Raw genomic sequence first — 20420 nt, 5'->3', positions numbered from 1 at the left:
AGCCCACACATCAGGGCGATTTTATATGGTTACTCGCATAACCCCGGGGGGAGGGGGCGGGGCCCTCACCGCGACCGACCCCACCTGGCCCCCAGCGCTGCCAGCAACTCCGGCCCCACCCGGCCTCCAACGCCGCCCACTGCCCCGCGCAGCAGCAATGCTGCTGCGCGACCCAGCAGCAAAGTGCTGCAGCCACAGCACCGTCCGGCAGCAAGGGCCACTCAACCCCACTCAACCCGCAGCACCGTCCACCAGCAACGGCCACTCAACCCGCAGCACTGGCCAACAGCGGACCTCAGCCACCCACAACCCAAGGGCCCCAATGCCGACACCATCACCCCCGCGCCACCTCGCAGCAACCCGCCACCACACCCCGAGGCGTATCGAGCGTCACGCCACCCGCAGGAGCATCGAGCGTCGCGCCGGCCGGTGTGCTGAGCGCGGTGCAGTGACTGCCGAGGTAGCCATCACGCTGCCCGTCCTGCTCACCATGCTCGTGCTCGGCCTCTGGCTGACCGGCACCGTCGTGCTCAACATCCAGTGCACCGACGCCGCCCGAGACGTAGCCCGCGCAGTGGCCCGCGGTGAATCCCTCGAATCAGCTCAAGAACTGGGCCGCCGTACAGCCCCCAAGAACGCAACCATCACCATCACCCGAACCCCCACAGACATCCACGTCAAAGTCACCGCCACCCCAACCGACCCCGGCCCGCTCCTAGCCCCGTTCCCCACCACGCACGTAACAGCCGAAGCTACCCTCCAATCCGAACCCACCACCCAGGCCGCACCCCCATGACCAAACACCCCACCCCAAGCCGGCGCGTCCGATCCGAGCGAGGCAGCGGCACCCTCCTAACCCTCTTCACCTGCCTAATCCTTATGACCGCCGTAGCCATGGCAGTCCTCTGGACATCCATCTCCACAGCCCGCCACCAACTAGCAGCCGCCGCCGACCTGACCGCCCTAAGCGCCGCCCACGCCCTCACCGCCGGCACCACCGACCCCTGCACCACAGCCCACCGAATAGCCACCACCCACCACGTACAACTAACCACCTGCCAAACAACCGCCGACACCGTCACCATCCGCGTAACCAAACACCTACCGCTGCCAGCCCTCGGCACCCCCACCCTCACCACCCAATCCCAAGCCGGCCCCGCCTAACCCAAACCACCCCACCAAGCACCCGCCGACGTACACCCGCCACACCACCTGCCCACGCACACCCGCATCACCCCACGCGTCGACGTACGCCGGCCGCGTCACGTGACGACGTGCGCCGGCTGCGTCACGCGTCGACGTACACCCGCCTGACCCCACCTGTCGACGTACGCCGGCTGCCTCACGTGTCGACGTACGCCCGTCGCGCCACCTGTCGATGTACACCCGCATCACCCCACCGCCCGACGAACAGCCGGATCACCCCACGCCCGACGTACAGCTGGAGCAGGTTGTCCGACGAAGTAGACCGCCTTGTCGCCCCAAGTGCGCCTGCCTCACATCCGTCGCTCGCACACCCGCGGCCAGACATCAACATGCACGCGCAGGCCGCGTCGGGTAAGCGTGCGCAGGCTCACCCGCGCGTGGGCGAGGTCTGGGCGGTCGCGATCTGGTCGCAATCTGGTAGAGATGGGGCGTTGATCTGGACGTGGTGCGTTGGCTGACTCCATGATCTGGAACCGAAGTCCTGCCCATCCTCCCGGACGCACTTCCCCGGCGCCCGGACGGTCACCCCGGAGGCTCGTTTGCCCGACCGCATCCGGCTGTTGCTGGTCGACGACCAGATCCTCAGTCGAGGCGTACTCAGAAGCGGACTGGAGCGTGAGCGCGACCTGGAGATCGTTGCCGAGCTCAACCGTTCGGACGACGTGGTGGGCGCCGCGAAACGGCACCGGGCGAACGTCGCGCTGCTCGACGCCGCGGGACCGGGGAACGACAGCATCAAGGTCACCACGACGCTGCGTACGTCGATACCGGAGTGCCGGGTCGTGATGCTGACGACGTACGGGCGGCCGATCCACTTCCGTCGAGGGCTCGAGGCAGGGGCGAAGGGGATCGCGCTGAAGGGGAGCCCGGCGCCGCAGCTGGCGGATGCGGTACGGCGGGTGCACCTCGGACTGCGCGTGGTCGACGCCAACCTGGCGGCCGAGAACCTCAAGTACTCCGAGACGCCGCTCGACGACGACGAGACCGACACCCTGCGCGCCGCCCGTGACGGCGGCTCGGTCGCGTTGATGGCTCGAAAGCTCGAGGTCTCCGAGCGCGTCGTCCGTACCCGGCTCTGGTCCGCCATCGGCAAGACCGGCGCCCGCACCCGCTCCGACGCCATCCAAATAGCCGACCGCAACGGCTGGCTCCTCGACTGACGCTGGAGGTTGGTGGCGCAGGGTTCGAGGGCGCGGGCCTCGGGGTGCACTAGGCGCTGCCGTGGATCAGGCGCCCGACGGTTCGCGTTGGGTTATGGGAGTTGGTCCAGGAGCCAGTTGGGGCCTACGGCCACCGCGCCAGTGGGGTCGGTGCGTTGGCGGAGGCCTCGGTCGGCGGTTACTACGGTGACATGAGGGCCGGCGGCGGCTTCCTCGGTGGTGATGGCGGCGATGGTGTCGTCGCCGGAGCCTTCGGCCAGGACTACGCGGAGGGTGCCGACGTCGGGGGCGTCGGGGCCCGAGACGGCTGCGCGGGCGGCGCCTTCGAGGATGACGATGATGTCGGTGGTGTCGTGCAGGCGCTCCTGGAGGGCGGCGAGTTTCGCCAGGAGGCGGCGGGCGGCGCCGGCGCGGTCGCGCCACCAGCCGTCCGGGCGGGAGCCGACCACGTTGGCTGCGTCGACCACGATCACCTGGCGCCGTTGATCGGTCATGCCGTCAGTCTGTCAGGCGCACAGCGAGATGAAGCGGCCTTCGTGGGTGACGAGGTAGTGCGGTCCTGGAGCCGCCGGCAGGGACTCGTAGTCCGTGCGCACCGGCCGCCGGGTGCCGTCGGGGGAGATCAGAACGGTGCCGGGTGCGTCCAGAGCGATGAAGGAGTCCTCGACGCGGAGGAGAACGGGAGTCGAATAGGAGGCGGAGATGGCGGTGCGGCCTGCCTCCAGGCCGTCGAGGACGGCGGCGGGGAGTTCGTCGGGGCCCGAGGCGGCGGCGTCGACGGCGATCCAGGTGGTGGGGGTGCCGGGCGGGGTGATAGACGTCGGGTCGTGCCAGTCGCTGCCGCCGATGGGCGTCGTACGGGTCAGGCCCCAGGCTTGCCACCAGGCGATCGGGCCGCCCCAGGTGCGGTCGAGCCAGGTCGAGTGCCAGACCTCGGCGAGCGGTGGGTGTTCCGGTAGCGGTTGACGCCAGGAGCAGTCGCCGCCGAGCGGATGGTTGATCGACAGCAGTCCGCCGCGTGCCGCCACGTCGGACACCCACAGAGAAGCAGGACGGCGGAAGTCGATCACGCCGATGTCGCCGAACGCGTTCGCATGCCCGGACTCGGTCGTCACCTCCTGCCCAGGAATCAACCCGATGCCGAACTGCTTCCCGACCGCCGGCAGCTCCAGGTGATGCGCGACCGTGTTGTGATCAGTCACCGCCAGCACGTCCAGCCCGGCCGCAACACCGAGCGCGGCGAGGTTGGCGACCGGCGTAGACCCGTCGGAGTGCAGCGAGTGCGCGTGGAAGTCACCGGCCACCCACTTCATCCCAGGGGCCGCAGGCAACGTACGGCATGGCGGCCGAGCCGGTACGGCGACAGCAGCAGACGCCTCGGCGTACGACGCCAAACCAGGCACCGCATCGACCGGACCCGTGACCGCCTCGACGATGAGCTCGGCGCCGTCGACCGGCAGCCGATGCAGCCCGATGACCACCCACCACGTCCCCGGCTCGAGGTCGCCGGCGAGGTAGCCAGGCGTCGCCGCGGTCGGAGTGATGGCAAACGTACGGCGTGCGCCGCCAGACCACCCGCGCCACCCGGCAGCACCCTCGCAGCCGAGGTCGATGATGGCCCCCTCGACCGCCGGTATCGTCAACGTGACCAGCAGACCGGGACAGCCGGCCGGGATGTCGACCGGCAGCGAGTGCCAGACCGACTCCGCGCGATCGTCGAGCGTCCAACGACGCCGGTACGACGTGACTGCCATCAGCCGACCGCAGCCGGTTGACGCGCAAGCAGGTCACCGGACTCCCGGTCGTACAGCAGCACTCGTGAAGCGGGGGCGGTAACAACAACTGTGGTGCCCGGCTCGGGCTCGGCTTCCTCGGGAACGGTCACGCCGATCAGCGTGCCATCACAGTCGACGCTGACCAGGGACTGGGTGCCGAGATTCTCCGCAACAACGACCTGCCCGCGCAGGGACGGTCCGGTGACGCTGCCATGTGCCAGAGTCAGGTACTCCGGCCGGATGCCGACGGTGACCTCGGCACCCGTCGGTGTCGAATATGTAGTCGCGGGCAACGATCCACCTGCGACGGAGACCACGCCGACTTCGTCTGCTGACAAGTTGGATCCGACCGTGCCCGGTAGGAGGTTCATCGGTGTGGAACCGATGAAGTTGGCGACGAAGGTGTTGGCGGGACGGGCGAACACCTCGCGGGGAGAACCGAGCTGGCGGAGCTTGCCCGCCTCCATGACGGCGATGCGGTCGGCCAGCGCCAACGCCTCGGCCTGGTCGTGCGTCACGAAGACCGTGGTGATGCCGAGGTCGCGCTGCAGCTTCTTCAGGAAGGTGCGAGCCTCCAGCCGCAGCCGGGCGTCCAGGTTGGACAACGGCTCGTCCAGCAGCAGCACCTTGCCCTCAGAGGCGATCGCGCGAGCCAGCGCGACCCGCTGCTGCTGACCACCCGACAACTGCCCCGGCTTGCGGTCCAGGAGCCCGTGCAGCGACAGCTCACCAGCGGTCCGCTCGGCCGTCGCCGCACGAGTCGACAGCGGAACCCGCCGTACCTTCAAGGGGTAGGTGATGTTCTCGGACACGTTCATGTGCGGGAACAGGGCGTAGTCCTGGAAGACCATCGCCACGCCACGCTTGCCCGGCTCGGCGCGGGTCACGTCCGCGGCGTCGATCCGGACCTTGCCCTCGGTCGCCTGTTCCAGGCCCGCGATCGTCCGCAGCAGCGTGGTCTTGCCGCACCCGGACGGGCCGAGCAGGGCGAAGAACTCGCCGTCCTCCACATGCAGGTCCAGTCCGTCGACGGCGCGCACGCCGTTCGGGTAGACGGTCGCGAGGCCTTCGATGTCGATGCCCGCCATCAGCTCTTGATCCCTCCATGGAAGCGGAACCCGTACCGCGAGTTCACCAGCAGGTACAGCACGACGACCGGGATCGAGAACAGCAGTGAGAACACCGGCAGCACCTGCAGGTTCACGCTGCCGCCCTCGTCGGTGAGGGTCTGCATCAGCACCGCCCCGGGCTGTAGGTCGATCGACCGGATGAGCAGGAAGGGCACCAGGAAGTTGCCCCAGGAGTTGACGAATGCCCAGACCATGATGGTGGCCAGGCCGGGCCGCGCCACCGGGAGTACGACGTCGCGCAGGATCTGGCCCGTGGACGCGCCGAACACCCGGGCCGACTCCTCGTACGACCGCGGCACCGCGTCCACGAAGTCCTTCAGGATGAAGATTGCCGCCGGCAACAGCCCGCTGGTCATCACCAGCGCGACGCCGAACCGCGAGTCGATCAGGCCGAGCTGGTAGATCATCACGAAGATCGGCACCATCGCGGCCGTCCCGGTGACGACCGACGAGAGCAGCAACAGCCCGTACAGCAGCGCGTCCCGGCCCGGGATCCGGACCCGCGACAACGCGTAGCTGGCCAGCGCGGCGAACGCGGTCACCGCGATCGCGGTGCTCAAGGAGATGACGAGCGAGTTCACCATCGAGTGCATCGCGTACGGGTGGTCGAGCGTCTTGCGGACGTTGGCCAGCGTCCAGTCCGGCCAGCGCACCCCGAGACCGGGGGACGCGTCGAACGGCGCCGACGCGATCCACAGCATGGGGACGGCGAAGAACAGCATGATCGCGCAGATCAGCACGTAGAAGCCGATCCGCCGTACGACGTATCCAGGAGTCCTCACGAGCGCCTCCTCAGCAGCCGCAGGTAGATCAGCGAGACCAGCAGGTTCGCGATCAGCAGCAGGAACGAGATGGCCGAGGAGTAGCCGAGCTCACCGCCCTGCAGCGCCACGTTGTAGATGTAGACCGGCACCGTCTCGGACTCGTGGTTCGGCCCGCCCTTGGTGAGCAGGAACGGCGAGAAGTCGTTCGCCGTCCACAGCGAGATCAGCAGCGTGTTGGTGAGCACGTGACCCCGGATGTGCGGGAACACCACGTCGCGCAGCGTCTGCCACCCCGAGGCCCCGACCATGCGCGCCGACTCGAGCTGTGACGGCGGGACCGCCTGCAGCGCTGACGAGTAGAGCATCATCGAGAACGCCGTACCGCGCCAGGTGTTGAACACCACCAGGCACGCCATCGGGTAGTCGATCAGCCAGGCCGTCCCCGGTGTGCCGAGGAGGCCGTTCAGCGTGCCGCCGTCCCGGTCGAAGAACGCGACCCACAGGTACGCGACCACCGTCGAGGGCAGGATCCACGCCAGCAGGACCAGCGCTTCGACGGTCCGGCGGACGGCCGGACGCGTACGGCGCATCACCCAGGCCAGCGTGAAGCCGAGGATGTTCTGCCCGATGATCGCGGAGCCGAGGACGAACAGCATCGTCAGCCACAACGCGTTGTGGAAGAGCGCGTCGTTCAGTGCCTTGGTGTAGTTGGACAGGCCGACGATCGACGGCGACACCGCCTCGACACCGGTCAGCCGGTAGTTGGTGACGCCGATGTAGATCGTCCAGAACGCCGGGAAGACGAGGAACGCGCCGATCAGCAGCAGTGCCGGTGCGACGAAGCCGAACGCCCGCCCGATACCGAGTCCGGCGACGTCCGCCGCCGGACTCCGTAGCCGTGTGCTCATCAGTTGCCGGCGACCTTGTCCTTGCTGCCGGCCGCCGCCTCGACCGCCTTCTGATAGGCCTTCGCGGCGGCGTCGGTGGTCTTCCCGCCGACCACGTCCGCGGTGGCCTGCTGCAGGTCGGCCGAGATCTTCGGGTACTCCGCCAGGCCGGGCCGGTACTGCGTGATCGGCAGCACCTTGGTGGCCACGAAGTTCAGCATCGGGTCACTGGCCAGCACCTCGTTGTTGACGTCGGTGCGCTGGGTGATCTTGGCCGCGCCGTTCAGGGACTCCTTCACCATCTCGGCGGAGTTCATGAACTGCAGCAGCTCCCAGGCCTGCTGCGGGAACTTGGTGTTCGGGTTGATCACGGTCGCGCCGCCACCGGACATCGAGACGAAGTCCTGGCCCTTGACCCCGCCGCCCGGCCGGGCGGCGGGGATCAGCGCGTAGCCGACGGCGGTGTCGCGGTCGGCCATTTTGGCGACGCCTTCCTTGGGCTCGACCACGCTGCGCCAGAAGTAGTCGCCCTCCAGCAGGATGCCGATCTTGTTCGCGGCGAACTGGGCGAACGACTTGTCCCGGCCCTTGGCCTCGCGCTGCAGCACCGGGTCACCGAGGCCGGTCGAGTAGATCTGGTGGTAGAAGTCGAGCACCTGGCGCAGCTTCGGGGTGTCGCCCAGCCACTTGCCGTCGGGGTAGATGGTCGTGCCGGTGCCGACCAGCAGCGGCAGCACGCCCTGCATGGTGGTTGCCTCGCCCATCGCCGTACCGGCGTTGATCTGGATCGGGGTGACCCCGGACAGCTTCTTCAGCGCCTGGCCGGCCGAGATGATGTCGTCCCACGACTTCGGCTGCCAGTCGGCGGGCAGGCCGGCCTCCTGGAACAGCTTCTTGTTGAAGTAGAGCACCCGGCCGTCGGTCCCGCCGGGGACGCCGTACCGCTTGCCGTCGAAGCTGCCGAGCTGCTGGACCGCCTCGGGGATCTGCTTCCAGCCGTCCCAGTCGTCCACCTTGCTGGTGTCGCCGACGGTGTCGGTCAGCGGCTTGATGTAGCCGGCCTGGGCGAACTCGCCGACCCAGATGCCGTCGATCTGGATCAGGTCCGGTCCGGACTTGTTCGACAGGTCCAGGGACAGCTTCTGCTTGTAGACCTCGTCGTCGGAGCCGTCACCCTGGTACTTGACCGTGACGTCGACGCCCTTGCCCTTCTGCTCGGCGACGAACTTCGGGATCAGGACGTCCTCGATGAAGGTCGCGCCGGCACTGCTCTTGCCGCCCTTCACCGCGTTCGAGCCGATGGTCAGCTCGACCTTCTTGGCGTCGGCGTTGCGGCTGGTGTCCTGGTCGCCGCCGCTGTCGGATGAGCCGAGACAGCCGGTCAGCAGCGCCAGCGCCGCAGCGCCGAGGACTGCGGTGCTGGACAACCGCGTGAGTGATCGCATTAGGGGTCTCCTTGCGAGGTCGGTGCCGAGTGCCGGTCAAACATTGGCACTCGCGAGCGACTATGTGAAGACTTTTTTCCGAACCCGGAGTCAACGTTGTCAGATGCTGTGAGCAACGATGTCAAGTCGGGGTCAGGCGGGACGCGTTGCAAGCGGGTTAAAGTGCGCTCAAGGTTGTGTGGCAACTGGTAGTTGACTAGATACAGAACGTGACAACAGCTGTAACGTCCTTGCCGATCGGTTCAGTGGATCGGAGGTGAAAGACATGCTGTTGCACGGACTGGCTTGCCTTCTCGACGACCTGCTCTGGCACTGCCACCATCACTGCTGGTGGTGACCGGCCCGGCGCCTGGTGACGGCCGGCGACAGGGGAGGACGGTGACCCCGACGCGAGGCTCCCGCTGACGCGCAAGCAGCGGGGATCCGCAGCGCCGGACCCCGAGCACCGGTTCCGAACCGAAGAGCTCACCAGACCCACAACTGAAGGAGTGTCGATCACACCGAAGGAGTGAGAAAACGGCCGGCCCCGACAATGTCGGGGCCGGCTGTCCTCTGTGTGGCTGAGGATCCTCCTCGGATCAGCGCTGAGCCAGCTGCATCATCTGCTTCGGCAGCTCGGTCATCTGCGCCGGGATCGCCGTCTTCGGGCGAACCAGCTCGAGCAGGCTGGATGCGGCGTTCGCGATCGGCAGCGGCAGGGCCAGGCCCAGAGCCGCGAGCAGCGCGTTCACGAGTGCCAGGACCGCACCCAGGATGTCCAGGCCCGGCAGCGGCAGCGCGCTCCAGCCCTGGACCGGTGTGCCGGACGCGGCCATGCTGCCGGTCGGCTGTGCCTGCTTGGCCTTCCCCTTGCCCAGCAGAGAGGTGAGGGCGAGACCGCTGGCGGCGTTCACGAACGTGCCCGCGCTCTCGTCGTAGCTCCACTTCTGCCCGTCGCCGTCACGGCACGGCAGGACCAGCAGGGGCGCCGAGGCCGGAACCTTGGCCAGGTCCGCACCGCTGTCCAGGCAGGCGCCGGTCTTGGCAAGGGCGCCACCGACGCTCTTGCTCATCGCGACCTGCAGCTGGCCGGACTCGGTGTAGATCCACTCCTGGGTCTTGCCCTCCTTGCCCGGCGCGCAGGCCATCATGACCGCCATCGGGACCTTGGCGGCCGCGACGAAGGTGAGGCAGTAGCGCGTGTCGGAGCGGGTGGCGATCTGCTTGGCGACGCCCACCTCGACGCCCGGAGGCGCCGACTCGCGCGGCGCGACGTTCGCGGCCTGCGCCGGGACGGCGGTGGCCAGCGCGACGCTGACGGCAAGCACCGTCACGCCGGTACGACTCAACAGCTTACGGATGATCAAGACAACCTCCAGAGGTCGTGCCATCTCGCGGCGTCAGGTCGTCGGGACCCCGACCGCGTGAGCCGGACCCGGCTCCGGGAACCGCGACGACGCCCCTTGCGCGAAGGGCGAGGTGCGGGTCGATCCCCCGTGAGGAGGCGGTGTGGCCCGGAAGGCCGACAGTGACTCAACGCGACGTTGACGCCACAACCAGTAAGGCACAGGAGGCTGACGGAAGGTTATGGCCAGACCCGGGAACTTGATGCCATTGGCAACTAACTGCCAGGCCAAGGTCGTTGCGCAGGGCATCGAAACCTGGCTGGGGGCTCGCCGTGCGGCGGCTGAGCGGCGGCTGTGCGCCGATCGAGATCCTACGGCAATCTGTGGGTATTCGGGGGACTCCGGTCGTCGTTTGATGCCGTTGGCAACAGAGTTGTCAGTGCGGCTGCTTGGTCTGATCCGGGTCCGTGGCGGCCGGCTCTTCGGTGGCCGGGCGCTCCTCCGGCGGCGCCTCGTCGCGGTCGGTGGTCAGCTCCGGCCGGGTGTCCGTGGTGCTGTCACTCTCAGTGACCTGGGCGCGAAGCTCGCGCATCTCCTTGCGGCGGCGGTAGCCGCGGCCGAGTCCCTTCTTCGTCAGCCACAGGCCGAAGATCAGGGCCGCGCCGGCGAGCGCGCCGAGCACGAACACGGTGGCCACCGAGACACCGAAGTCGACACCGAAGACCTCCATCGTGGTGGAGGCGCCGGAGGTCGCCAGGACGCCGAGGGCGAACAGGACGGCAAGGACGATCAGGACGATTCCGAGGACGGCCATGGCGAGCTGCCTCTCCGCCAGCCGGGCTGGCTGTTCAGGCCTCACTGCTGAGTAGTGCGGTGAGCAGCGCTACCGCGCCGCTCTTGTCGAGTGGGTTGTTCTGGTTCCCACACTTCGGCGACTGTACGCAGGACGGGCATCCATCCACGCACTCACAGTGTGCAATCGCCTCACGTGTCGCGGTCAACCACTCGCGTGCCGCGGCGTAGCCGTGTTCGGCGAATCCGGCTCCGCCGGGGTGGCCGTCGTACACGAAGACGGTGAGGCAGCCGGTGTCCGCGTGCCGGGCGGTGGAGACGCCGCCGATGTCCCAGCGGTCGCAGGTGGCGAACAGCGGCAGCAGGCCGATCGACGCGTGCTCGGCCGCGTGCGCTGCGCCTGGTACGTCGTCCAGCCCGAGCGCGGCCACCGTGGTGTCGGGCATCGTCCACCAGACCGCTTTGGTCCGCAGGGTCCGCTCCGGGAGATCGAGTGGCTGCTCGTCGAGTACGTCGCCGGTCGCGATCAGCTTGCGCTGGAACGAAACCACCTGGCTCGTCACCTGGACCCAGCCGCGCGACAGCTCCGCCGTACCCCAGGAGCAGGTCTCCTCGGTCGCCAGGATGCTGATCTCCGTCACGTCCCGGGCGAAGGTGGTGTAGTCGGGGGCGGCCGGCTCGACGACGGCGGCGTACCCCTCGAGGTCGAGGGTCTTGACCAGGTACGACTCGCCGGCGTGCACGTAGACAGCGCCCTCGTGGACCGACGCGTGCGCCGAGCCGCCGTCGACCGTGCCGAGCAGGCGGCCGGTCTGGTCCTCCACGATCTGCACTGTCTTGCCGCCGGCCGAGCGGATGTCGATCGCGTCCACCGCCCGCTCCCGCCGGGTCCAGAACCAGCCGTGCGGCCGCTCCCGCAGGAGACCTTGCCGGACGAGTTGCGCGATGACCGACGGCGTCGTGCTGCCGAAGATCTCGTAGTCGGCGGCGGTCAGCGGGAGCTCTTGGGCCGCAGCGCAGAGCTGAGGGCCGAGCACGTACGGATTCTCCGGGTTGAAGACCGTTGCCTCGACGGGTCGTCCGAAGATCGCGGCGGGATGCCGCACCAGGTAGGTGTCGAGTGGGTCGTCGCGTGCGATCAGCAGGGCCAGTGCGTCCCCACCGGCGCGTCCAGCGCGTCCGGCCTGCTGCCAGAGTGACGCGCGAGTGCCCGGCCAGCCGGACAGCAGCACGGCGTCCAGGCCGGCGATGTCGATGCCGAGCTCGAGCGCGTTCGTTGCCGCGACCCCGGTGAGCTCGCCGCTCTGCAGCATGCCTTCGAGCCGTCGGCGCTCCTCCGGCAGATAGCCGGCCCGGTACGCCGACACCTGGTCGGCCAGGCCGGGATCGACCTCGGCGAGGTTCTCCCGGGCGGTCATGGCGACCTGCTCCGCGCCCCGCCTTGACCTGACAAAGGCCACTGTCCGGACCCCGGTGACCACGAGATCGGTCAGCAGGTCGGCCACCTCGGCTGTGGCAGAGCGCCGTACCGGAGCGCCGTTCTCGCCGCGCAGCGTGGTCATGGGGGGCTCCCACAGACCGAAGGCGACGCCGCCGCGCGGTGAGCCGTCGTCCACGACCTCCACCATCGGCAGGCCGGTCAGCCGCTCACCGGACACTGCAGGCTCGGCCACGGTCGCCGATGCGCAGACGAAGATCGGGTGAGCGCCGTACTGCGCGCAGACTCGGCGCAGCCGCCGCAGGACGCCGGCCACGTGCGCGCCGAAGACACCGCGGTAGTGGTGGCACTCGTCGACCACGACGTACTGCAGGCAGCCGAGGAAGCGGGCCCAGCGTTGGTGGTTCGGCAGGACCGAGCGGTGCAGCATGTCCGGGTTGCTCAGTACGTAGGTCGCATGGTCGCGGGCCCAGTCGCGCTCGGTGCGCTCCGAGTCACCGTCCAGCGTCGTCGCAAGCAGGCCGGGCACCGTGTACGACGAGACCGCCCGGAGCTGGTCGTGCGCGAGCGCCTTGGTGGGAGACAGGTACAGAACGGACGCCGTACGGCGATGTGGCGAGGCGGCCTGCGCGATGCTCAGCGTGGCGAAGGCAGGCAGCAGGTAGCCGAGCGACTTGCCCGACGCCGTCCCGGTCGCGACCACCACATGCTTGCCTGCGTACGCCGCTTCCGCTGTGGCGACCTGGTGCGTCCAAGGTGCTGTGATGCCGGCGTCCGCGAGCTGGCTGAGCACCTCCGGCGGCACCCAGCGCGGCCAGGCACATGTCTGCCCAAGGCGAGGCGGCACGGACTCGACGTGCGTCAACCGATCGTCACGGCCCAGGGCAAGGCGCTTGAGCACAGTCGTCGCCTCACCACCCACACGCATGACTCTGAGCTTAGTAACGCCCTCGGACAGTGGTGTAGCGGTCCAGTCCGTCTTGCGCAGGTGCGGATACACGCGGCATTTTGGGCACGGAGATCGACTTCCGGTGTAACGAGATGAAAGAGTTTTCGGCAACGGCCCTACTCACGGTCCGTACATGGTTGAATGCAGCAGTTCACGGGATCGGAGGCCGAAGTGGATCTGTCGCTCAACGCGCGCGCCGAGGGCGGGCGAACCGTCATCGAGGTGGCGGGGGAGATCGACGTCTACACCGCACCGAAGCTCCGCGAAAAGATCGCCGCCCTCGTCGACGAAGGTGTCCACCACCTGGTGATCGACCTGGAACGCGTGGAGTTCCTGGACTCCACCGGTCTCGGCGTTCTCGTCGGCGGACTGAAACGGGTGCGCACCCACGACGGATCCCTGTCCCTGGTCTGCACCCAGGAACGGCTGCTCAAGATCTTCCGGATCACCGGCCTGACGAAGGTCTTCGACATTCATCCGGACGTTGCTTCGGCGATCTGAAGCATGCGAAAACGTATCCCCAGCACTACGAAGAGTGAGGTTCTTGCCTGACATCGCGGGTATGGCGTAGACCACCCTGTCGTCAGGTCTGGTCGGCTACCCGTTAGAGTGACCCACCGCGCCACACATGGGCGCTGTGTCGTATTTCCCCAACCCTTCGGTTGCGGCAGACGGGGGCCGTCAAGTCCCTGAGGGGTTGCCTACAAGGAGGACGGATGTCCGCGCTGCTCGCACAAGCGGTGGATCTTTCGTCGAGCAACACCACCGTGGTTGTCGTCGTCGGAGTGATCGCGATCCTCGCGATCGCCATTGCGATGGTCTTCCGCGGCCAGGTGCTTGCCGCGAACGATGGTACCGAGAACATGAAGACGATCGCTTCGGCGGTGCAGGAAGGCGCTTCGGCCTATCTGAACCGGCAGTTCCGGACACTGTCGATCTTCGCCGTGGTCGCGTTCCTGTTGCTGTTCCTGCTGCCGGTGCACAGTGACGGCGGCAACGAGACCACGCTGAAGATCTTCCGATCGGTCTTCTTCCTGGTCGGTGCGGGCTTCTCCGCCCTGATCGGCTACATGGGAATGTGGCTCGCGACGCGCGCCAACGTGCGGGTCGCCGCGGCCGCACGCAACGAAGGCCGTGACCCGGCCATGCGGGTCGCGTTCCGCACCGGTGGCACCGTCGGAATGGCGACCGTGGGTCTCGGCCTGCTCGGCGCCTCGGTCGTCGTCCTGCTGTTCAAGGGTGACGCCCCGACCGTGCTCGAGGGCTTCGGCTTCGGTGCCGCCCTGCTCGCCATGTTCATGCGTGTCGGCGGCGGTATCTTCACCAAGGCCGCCGACGTCGGCGCCGACCTGGTCGGCAAGGTCGAGCAGAACATTCCCGAGGACGACCCGCGCAACGCGGCCACCATCGCCGACAACGTCGGTGACAACGTGGGTGACTGCGCCGGTATGGCGGCCGACCTGTTCGAGTCGTACGCCGTGATGCTGGTGGCATCGCTGATCCTGGGCAAGGCCGCGTTCGGCGAGCAGGGCCTGATCTTCCCGCTGATCGTGCCGGCCATCGGCGCCGTCACCGCGGTCATCGGCGTCTTCCTGACCCGCCCGCGCACCGGCGAGAACGGCCTGCGGACGATCAACCGGGCGTTCTACATCTCCGCGGTCATCTCCGCGGTGCTGTGCACGGTGGCCGCGTTCGTCTACCTCCCGAGCAGCTTCGGGGACCTGACCGGCGCCACCGAGGCGATCGCCGCCCACGACGGCGACCCGCGACTGATCGCGACCGTGTCGGTGCTCATCGGCATCGTGCTGGCCGCCGTCATCCTGGCCCTGACCGGCTACTTCACCGGCACCGAGGACAAGCCGGTCAAGGACGTCGGCAAGACCTCGCTGACCGGCGCCGCGACGGTCATCCTGTCCGGTATCTCGGTCGGCTTCGAGTCCGCCGTGTACACCGCGCTGGTGATCGCGGCCGCCGTGTACGGCGCCTTCCTGGTCGGCGGCTCCGGCGTCGTCGCGCTGTTCGCGATCGCGCTGGCCGGTTGTGGTCTGCTGACCACCGTCGGCGTCATCGTCGCGATGGACACCTTCGGCCCGGTCTCCGACAACGCCCAGGGCATCGCCGAGATGTCCGGTGACGTGGACGGCGAGGCGGCCCAGATCCTGACCGAGCTGGACGCCGTCGGCAACACCACCAAGGCGATCACCAAGGGCATCGCGATCGCGACCGCCGTACTGGCCGCGACCGCGCTGTTCGGCTCCTACACGGACTCGATCTACTCGGTGCTGGACGAGGCCGGCGACCGGGCGTTCAACGCGGACGCGCTCGTCTTCGACCCGTCCACGCTGGTCGGCATCATCATCGGCGCGGCCGTGGTGTTCATGTTCTCCGGTCTCGCGATCAACGCCGTCGGCCGGGCCGCCGGCGCGGTCGTCTACGAGGTCCGTCGCCAGTTCCGCGACATTCCCGGGATCATGGAGGGCACCGGCAAGCCGGAGTACGGCAAGGTCGTCGACATCTGCACCCGCGACTCGCTGCGTGAGCTGGCCACCCCGGGTCTGCTCGCGCTCACCGCGCCGATCGCCGTCGGCTTCGGCCTCGGCGCCTCGGCGCTGGCGGGCTACCTGGCCGGCGCGATCGCGTCCGGCACCCTGATGGCGGTCTTCCTGGCCAACTCCGGTGGCGCCTGGGACAACGCCAAGAAGCTGGTCGAGGACGGCAACCACGGTGGCAAGGGTTCGCCCGCGCACGAGGCCACCGTCATCGGTGACACCGTCGGTGACCCGTTCAAGGACACCGCGGGCCCGGCCATCAACCCGCTGATCAAGGTGATGAACCTGGTCTCGGTGCTGATCGCCCCGGCCGTCGTGGGCATGTCCTCGATCGGCGAGGACACCAACACCCCGCTGCGGATCGGCATCGCCCTCGCCGCGGTGGTGATCCTGGCCGCGGCCGTGATCGTCTCCAAGCGCCGGGAGTCGGTCATCGCCGACACCCCCGCCGAGGTGAACGCCGCCGCCTGATCCAGGCAAGCAGCAGAACGGCCCGCCGGTCATCCGGCGGGCCGTTTCGCATGGACCCAGGCAGTCGACCGCTTTACTGTCGTCGGTAGGTGCTGACGTCTGAGGGCAGGGAGGTAAGGGGGTGCCTCGGCGACAGGGCGACGGTTCTGCTTCCCCCCGACTGGCGGCGATCGCCCGGCTGTCGGGGCTTCTGCTGCTGGTCGTGGCGGGCGTGCTGGCTGCGGCGCAGCCCGCCGGCGCGGCGACGACGCAGGAGGATGTCACCTACCTCAACGCCGCTCACCAGACCCATCTGACGATCATTCAGGCCGCGCAGGCGGCCAAGACGCAGGGCCGGACCCGGTGCGTGCGCCAGGTCGGCGCCCTGATGGAACGTGACCATCGCAGGCTGGCCGCGCAGGACCTCGAGGCCGCCAGCCAACTCGGCGTCGGGCTGGTCACCATCCCCTCGCAGGCCCAGCGTCAGCAGCTCGACGCCCTCGAGGCCAAGGCCGGCACCTCTGGGTACGACGCCGCCTGGCTGGCCTTGCAGCGCCAACAGCACCAGCAGCTCCTGACACTCATCGCGACCGAGCTGAAGAACGGCAAGGAACCGGCTGTCGTATCAGTGGCCAAAGGCGCCCAGCCCGTGGTCCAGATGCACCTGCGGATGGTGTCGGGTAGTTGTCGCGCCATCAGCGGCTCTCCGGTGGTGCCTACCGGCGATGGTGGCCAGGTCGCAGACGCCCAGCGGACGCGCTCGCTGACCGCGCTGGCGCTGCTCGTCATCGGAGCGCTCCTCCTCGCCGGCAAGTCGATCCCGGCGCGCCGGCGGCTGTTCGGGGTCGTGGCGCTGGGAACCGGGTTCTTCATGGTGTTCGGAGGGCAGCACGGTGACACCGGCGAGGTGCCGAAGGCCGGCACCACCGCGGCGGAACGGGAAGCCGCCATTCCACCGGTCCGGCTCTCGGTGCCCGGCGTCCTGAACGCATCGGTGGCTCCGGTGGCGACCGGTGGCGACGGCCTGCTGCAGATGCCGAAGTCGCCGGTCGACGTGGGCTGGTGGGCTGCGGGTGCGGCGCCGGGCGCGTCCGGCGGCACCGTGCTGCTCGCCGGCCATGTGGACACCACGCGCCACGGGCGCGCGGTGTTCGCGGCGCTGTCGCAGGTGCCGGTCGGCGTCAAAGTCGCGGTGACGTCGGGGGACGGCGACGTGCACCAGTACCGGATCGTGGCTCGCCGTACCTATCGGCAGCAAGACCTGCCTGCCGACCTCTTCCACGGTGCTGCGAAGCCGCGACTGGCGCTCGTGACCTGCACCGGGTCCTACAACCAGGCAGCGCGCCGCTACAGCCACAATCTCGTGCTTTACGGCGTTCCGGTGGATTGAACCCGCCGTTTTCGCGCTAAACCACACGTTGCCGTCATTCGGTGGTGACTTCCATCTTTTCGCGCGTTTGCCCGACGGTTATCCGGAAGTACCGCCGTACGTCGACTTTCGGCTGATGCGGCGGGTGGGGTCGATGGGGGATCGTCGGGGTCGTGGTCAGGGCTTTAACCGATGGCAGCTTGCTCCGTCCGGACGGCAGAATCAACCCACGGGTGGACACACCGGATCCGCCCCGGGTCCGATGATCCGGCCCGGTCGGACCTCGATACTGATCTGGACACCACCGCCCCACGAAGTGCAGCACTGGCGCGTCACCGAACGAGGAGTACGGCGATGATCGAGGCAAAGGGCCTCACCAAGCGATACGGCGCAACCGTTGCCGTTGACAACCTGTCTTTCGAGGTGAAACCGGGCAAGGTGACCGGCTTCCTCGGCCCGAACGGGGCCGGCAAGTCCACCACCATGCGGATGATCCTCGGCCTGGACACCCCGACCTCCGGCGACGTCCGGATCGACGGCCAGCGCTACCGCGACCTGCACCAGCCGCTGACCAAGATCGGCGCGCTGCTGGACGCCAAGTGGGTGCACCCGAACCGGTCCGCGCGGTCCCACCTGGCCTGGATGGCCGCCTCCAACAGGCTGCCGAAGTCGAGTGTCGACAAGGCGCTGGAGATGGTCGGCCTGACCTCGGTCGCGAACAAGCGGGCCGGCGCCTACTCGCTGGGCATGTCGCAGCGGCTCGGGATCGCCGGCGCGCTGCTCGGCGACCCGGAGGTGCTGCTGTTCGACGAGCCGGTCAACGGCCTCGACCCCGAGGGCATCCTCTGGATCCGGAACTTCATGCACCGGCTGGCCGCCGAAGGCCGGACCGTGCTGGTCTCCAGCCACCTGCTGTCGGAGATGGCGCAGACCGCCGAGGAACTGATCGTCATCGGCCGCGGCAAGCTGATCGCGCAGAGCTCCACCCAGGAGTTCGTCGACCGCGCCAGCGGCACCACCGTCAAGGTGCGGACCCCGCAGCTGGACCAGCTGGCCGGCGTCCTGCACCAGCAGCAACTGGTCACCCGGATCGAGGACGTCGACAAGGAAGGCAAGGTGCTGTTCGTCGAGGGCGACCTGACCACCGACCAGATCGGTGAGGCGGCCGCCGCGCACGGCATCGTGCTGCACGAGCTGACCTTGCAGCGCGGCTCGCTCGAGCAGGCGTTCATGCAGATGACCGGCGACTCGGTCCAGTACCACGCACACGACGAGCTCGCCCACGTCGGCGACGTGAACCTCGACGCGCCGTCGAGCGTCGAGGTCGTCTCGGGTCCGAAGGAGGACAACTGACATGTCGCTGATCACCGTCGAGCGGATCAAGCTCTTCTCCACCCGCTCACCGTGGTGGTGCATGATCATCGCGGCCGTGCTGTCGATCGGCCTGGCCGCGCTGGCGACCGGTTTCGCGACCGGCCCGGACGAGGCCCGGGTGACCCCGGCGATGACGCAGTTCGGCGTCGGGCTCGGGCAGATGGTCATCATGGTGATGGCCGCGCTCGCGGTCACCACCGAGTACCGGTTCGGCACCATCCGGACCAGCTTCCAGGCGGTTCCGCAGCGGGCGGCCCTGCTGCTCAACAAGACCGTGGTGGTCGCCACCCTGGCCGCGGTCGTCGGCCTGGCCGCCTCCTGGGGCTCGTGGGCGATCGGCAACCTGCTGGCGCCGAGCGCGGACATGGCCATCAACACCTCCGCCGAGTGGCGGCTGATGTTCGGTCAGGCCTTCGTCTACGCGCTGTCCGCGATCTTCGCGATCGCGGTCGGCATCCTGATCCGGCAGAGCGCCGGCGCGATCGCGATCCTGATCCTCTGGCCGCTGCTGGTCGAGAGCCTGCTGCCGCTGATCCCGAAGATCGGCGACGACCTGCAGAAGTGGACGCCGTTCACGAACGCGAACCAGTTCCTCAACGGCGAGCAGGACATGGGCCTGGCCGGCGCGGACGCGGCGGGCGCCTCCACCGCGCTCTCGCCCTGGTGGGCGCTGGCCTACTTCGCCGCCTGGGCCATCGGCATCCTGATCATCGCCCTGTTCACGGCGAGCAAGCGCGACGCCTGACACGTCGTCCCCGGCCCTGGTTGAGGGGCCCTGGCCGGGGACGCGAGGCCCGGCCGGGCTGAGGGGTCCTGGCCGCTACGGCCCGTGGCACATCCGGGAGACCGGATGGACCACGGGCCGTTCCCCGTTCCGGACCCGGTGCGGCGGCGGTGGGTCGCCGTACCGGTGGATGGTTCCGGAACCGGCCGGCGGGGCTGGCGAGTTGTGGTGGAAAGCGTTTAGCCTGCCGCGCATGACCGACTGGGCGCGGGTGCGCGCCGACGGCTTCGCCGTCCCGACCGATCGTCCGCTCACCGATCTCGTCGCCGAGCTGTCCGGCCTGCTGCGCTCACCTGACCCGGTGCTGCGCGACGTCCAGGCCTACGCCGTGCTCGCCACCTGGATCCGTCGCGGGGACCTGTCCACCGACCAGCTCCGCAGCCTCGGCGACGAGATGGTCACCCGGTTCGCCGACCCGGAGGTGCAGGCCCGCACGTTCGCGCCGCTGATCCTCCGCGCGATCGTCTCGGCCGGTGTCTTCGAGCCGAGCTGGGTGCCGCCGTTCGAGCGCTGGTACGTCGCCGAGGAGGACCTGCGCGGGTACGACGCCAAACTCGGCTGGCTGCATGCCGTTGCCCACGGCGCCGACCTGCTGGGGACGCTCGGCCTGCACTCCGCGGTCGAACCGGTCCAGATGCTCCGCCTCGGCGTCGGACGGCTGCTCACGCCGACGCCGTACGTGCTGCGCGACATGGAGGACGACCGCCTCGGCTACGCCCTCGCCACCACACTGACCCGCTCCGACCTCGCCGAGACCGACGCCACCGAGTGGCTCGACCCGGCCATCCGGGTGCTCTCGAACCCGCCTGCCGAGGGCATCACGCCTGAGGTGACGAACACGATCCGCACGCTGCGGGCGACGTACCTGCTGATCGACCACGGCTTACGGTTGCCTGGCGCAAGTACGCTCACTCGCATCCCGCACCAGGAGCAGGTCAAGACAAAGCTCGCCGACGTCGTCCGGATCGTCACGCCGTACTACCTCTGAGCGTCAGACCGTCGGTGGACGGCGCATCCGACTTT

Annotated in this window: 18 protein-coding genes; 9 read left to right on the top strand and 9 right to left on the bottom strand. The window is 68.7% G+C overall.

Translation table 11 applies throughout. The features are described 5' to 3' along the window. The first annotated feature begins 448 nt into the window (after positions 1–448). The 3 genes from ACWCOV_RS23840 to ACWCOV_RS23830 all read left to right on the top strand — a co-directional run bounded on the left by ACWCOV_RS23840 (position 449) and on the right by ACWCOV_RS23830 (position 2366). Entirely contained in the window at positions 449–796 is a 348-nt protein-coding gene (locus ACWCOV_RS23840) for a TadE family type IV pilus minor pilin (RefSeq protein ID WP_449831503.1), read from the top strand. After that, positions 793–1164, top strand: coding sequence for an Rv3654c family TadE-like protein (locus ACWCOV_RS23835; RefSeq protein ID WP_449831502.1), 372 nt, complete (start codon positions 793–795; stop codon positions 1162–1164). The genes ACWCOV_RS23840 and ACWCOV_RS23835 overlap by 4 nt, the downstream gene beginning before the upstream one ends. A 581-nt stretch (positions 1165–1745) precedes the next feature. Continuing rightward, positions 1746–2366, top strand: coding sequence for a response regulator (locus tag ACWCOV_RS23830; protein WP_449831501.1), 621 nt, complete (start codon positions 1746–1748; stop codon positions 2364–2366). Between the two features lie 92 nt (positions 2367–2458). Here the strand turns inward: ACWCOV_RS23830 and ACWCOV_RS23825 are convergent, their stop codons facing one another. The 9 genes from ACWCOV_RS23825 to ACWCOV_RS23785 all read right to left on the bottom strand — a co-directional run bounded on the left by ACWCOV_RS23825 (position 2459) and on the right by ACWCOV_RS23785 (position 12850). Further along, positions 2459–2860: a hypothetical protein gene (locus ACWCOV_RS23825; protein WP_449831500.1), complete on the bottom strand. Its 402-nt coding sequence runs from the start codon at positions 2858–2860 to the stop codon at positions 2459–2461. 12 nt (positions 2861–2872) lie between these two features. Then, positions 2873–4120, bottom strand: a complete 1248-nt coding sequence (locus ACWCOV_RS23820) for a CehA/McbA family metallohydrolase (protein WP_449831499.1) — start codon at positions 4118–4120, stop codon at positions 2873–2875. Then, positions 4120–5229 carry an ABC transporter ATP-binding protein gene (locus ACWCOV_RS23815; RefSeq protein ID WP_449831498.1) on the bottom strand — a complete coding sequence of 370 codons (1110 nt, stop codon included), beginning with the start codon at positions 5227–5229 and terminating at the stop codon, positions 4120–4122. Before ACWCOV_RS23815 ends, ACWCOV_RS23820 begins: the two co-directional genes overlap by 1 nt. Further along, a complete protein-coding gene (locus ACWCOV_RS23810; RefSeq protein WP_449831497.1) occupies positions 5229–6053 on the bottom strand; it encodes a carbohydrate ABC transporter permease in 825 nt (274 codons plus the stop codon). Before ACWCOV_RS23810 ends, ACWCOV_RS23815 begins: the two co-directional genes overlap by 1 nt. After that, the gene (locus ACWCOV_RS23805) at positions 6050–6943 is read right to left on the bottom strand and encodes a carbohydrate ABC transporter permease (protein ID WP_449831496.1); all 894 of its coding nucleotides are present in this window, start codon (positions 6941–6943) and stop codon (positions 6050–6052) included. Before ACWCOV_RS23805 ends, ACWCOV_RS23810 begins: the two co-directional genes overlap by 4 nt. Continuing rightward, positions 6943–8367, bottom strand: a complete 1425-nt coding sequence (locus ACWCOV_RS23800; protein WP_449831495.1) for an extracellular solute-binding protein — start codon at positions 8365–8367, stop codon at positions 6943–6945. The genes ACWCOV_RS23805 and ACWCOV_RS23800 overlap by 1 nt, the downstream gene beginning before the upstream one ends. 578 nt (positions 8368–8945) lie before the next feature. Further along, positions 8946–9713 (bottom strand): hypothetical protein, encoded by a 768-nt coding sequence (locus tag ACWCOV_RS23795; protein WP_449831494.1) that lies wholly within the window; start codon positions 9711–9713, stop codon positions 8946–8948. 415 nt (positions 9714–10128) lie between these two features. Continuing rightward, positions 10129–10506 carry a hypothetical protein gene (locus tag ACWCOV_RS23790; protein ID WP_449831493.1) on the bottom strand — a complete coding sequence of 126 codons (378 nt, stop codon included), beginning with the start codon at positions 10504–10506 and terminating at the stop codon, positions 10129–10131. Positions 10507–10540: 34 nt separating this feature from the next. Beyond that, the gene (locus tag ACWCOV_RS23785) at positions 10541–12850 is read right to left on the bottom strand and encodes a DEAD/DEAH box helicase (protein ID WP_449831492.1); all 2310 of its coding nucleotides are present in this window, start codon (positions 12848–12850) and stop codon (positions 10541–10543) included. Positions 12851–13012: 162 nt separating this feature from the next. Between ACWCOV_RS23785 and ACWCOV_RS23780 the strand changes: the two genes are divergently transcribed. From ACWCOV_RS23780 to ACWCOV_RS23755, 6 genes are all read left to right on the top strand, one after another. Then, entirely contained in the window at positions 13013–13372 is a 360-nt protein-coding gene (locus ACWCOV_RS23780) for an anti-sigma factor antagonist (RefSeq protein ID WP_439649119.1), read from the top strand. A gap of 215 nt (positions 13373–13587) precedes the next feature. After that, positions 13588–15891, top strand: a complete 2304-nt coding sequence (locus ACWCOV_RS23775) for a sodium-translocating pyrophosphatase (protein ID WP_449831491.1) — start codon at positions 13588–13590, stop codon at positions 15889–15891. A 121-nt stretch (positions 15892–16012) separates the two neighbouring features. After that, positions 16013–17260: a DUF4142 domain-containing protein gene (locus ACWCOV_RS23770; RefSeq protein WP_449831490.1), complete on the top strand. Its 1248-nt coding sequence runs from the start codon at positions 16013–16015 to the stop codon at positions 17258–17260. A gap of 333 nt (positions 17261–17593) precedes the next feature. Beyond that, positions 17594–18592: an ABC transporter ATP-binding protein gene (locus tag ACWCOV_RS23765; RefSeq protein WP_449831489.1), complete on the top strand. Its 999-nt coding sequence runs from the start codon at positions 17594–17596 to the stop codon at positions 18590–18592. A 1-nt stretch (position 18593) separates the two neighbouring features. Next, complete coding sequence (locus tag ACWCOV_RS23760; RefSeq protein WP_449831488.1) at positions 18594–19358, top strand: hypothetical protein; 765 nt, start codon at positions 18594–18596, stop codon at positions 19356–19358. Positions 19359–19590: 232 nt separating this feature from the next. Continuing rightward, a complete protein-coding gene (locus ACWCOV_RS23755) occupies positions 19591–20385 on the top strand; it encodes a DUF2785 domain-containing protein (RefSeq protein WP_449831487.1) in 795 nt (264 codons plus the stop codon). Positions 20386–20420 lie beyond the last annotated feature (35 nt).

The sequence above is a fragment of the Kribbella sp. NPDC002412 genome (genome assembly GCF_053592935.1).
The sequence above is the reverse complement of the archived record's forward strand: the minus strand, read 5'-3'. Positions and strand labels throughout refer to the sequence as shown.

What these genes read in the sequence shown, in the direction of transcription:
- ACWCOV_RS23835 (WP_449831502.1), top strand. Translation starts at nt 793, where the DNA reads ATGACCAAACACCCCACCCCAAGCCGGCGCGTCCGATCCGAGCGAGGC.
- ACWCOV_RS23825 (WP_449831500.1), bottom strand. Translation starts at nt 2,860, where the DNA reads ATGACCGATCAACGGCGCCAGGTGATCGTGGTCGACGCAGCCAACGTG.
- ACWCOV_RS23820 (WP_449831499.1), bottom strand. Translation starts at nt 4,120, where the DNA reads ATGGCAGTCACGTCGTACCGGCGTCGTTGGACGCTCGACGATCGCGCG.
- ACWCOV_RS23815 (WP_449831498.1), bottom strand. Translation starts at nt 5,229, where the DNA reads ATGGCGGGCATCGACATCGAAGGCCTCGCGACCGTCTACCCGAACGGC.
- ACWCOV_RS23805 (WP_449831496.1), bottom strand. Translation starts at nt 6,943, where the DNA reads ATGAGCACACGGCTACGGAGTCCGGCGGCGGACGTCGCCGGACTCGGT.
- ACWCOV_RS23800 (WP_449831495.1), bottom strand. Translation starts at nt 8,367, where the DNA reads ATGCGATCACTCACGCGGTTGTCCAGCACCGCAGTCCTCGGCGCTGCG.
- ACWCOV_RS23790 (WP_449831493.1), bottom strand. Translation starts at nt 10,506, where the DNA reads ATGGCCGTCCTCGGAATCGTCCTGATCGTCCTTGCCGTCCTGTTCGCC.
- ACWCOV_RS23785 (WP_449831492.1), bottom strand. Translation starts at nt 12,850, where the DNA reads ATGCGTGTGGGTGGTGAGGCGACGACTGTGCTCAAGCGCCTTGCCCTG.
- ACWCOV_RS23780 (WP_439649119.1), top strand. Translation starts at nt 13,013, where the DNA reads ATGCAGCAGTTCACGGGATCGGAGGCCGAAGTGGATCTGTCGCTCAAC.
- ACWCOV_RS23775 (WP_449831491.1), top strand. Translation starts at nt 13,588, where the DNA reads ATGTCCGCGCTGCTCGCACAAGCGGTGGATCTTTCGTCGAGCAACACC.
- ACWCOV_RS23765 (WP_449831489.1), top strand. Translation starts at nt 17,594, where the DNA reads ATGATCGAGGCAAAGGGCCTCACCAAGCGATACGGCGCAACCGTTGCC.
- ACWCOV_RS23760 (WP_449831488.1), top strand. Translation starts at nt 18,594, where the DNA reads ATGTCGCTGATCACCGTCGAGCGGATCAAGCTCTTCTCCACCCGCTCA.
- ACWCOV_RS23755 (WP_449831487.1), top strand. Translation starts at nt 19,591, where the DNA reads ATGACCGACTGGGCGCGGGTGCGCGCCGACGGCTTCGCCGTCCCGACC.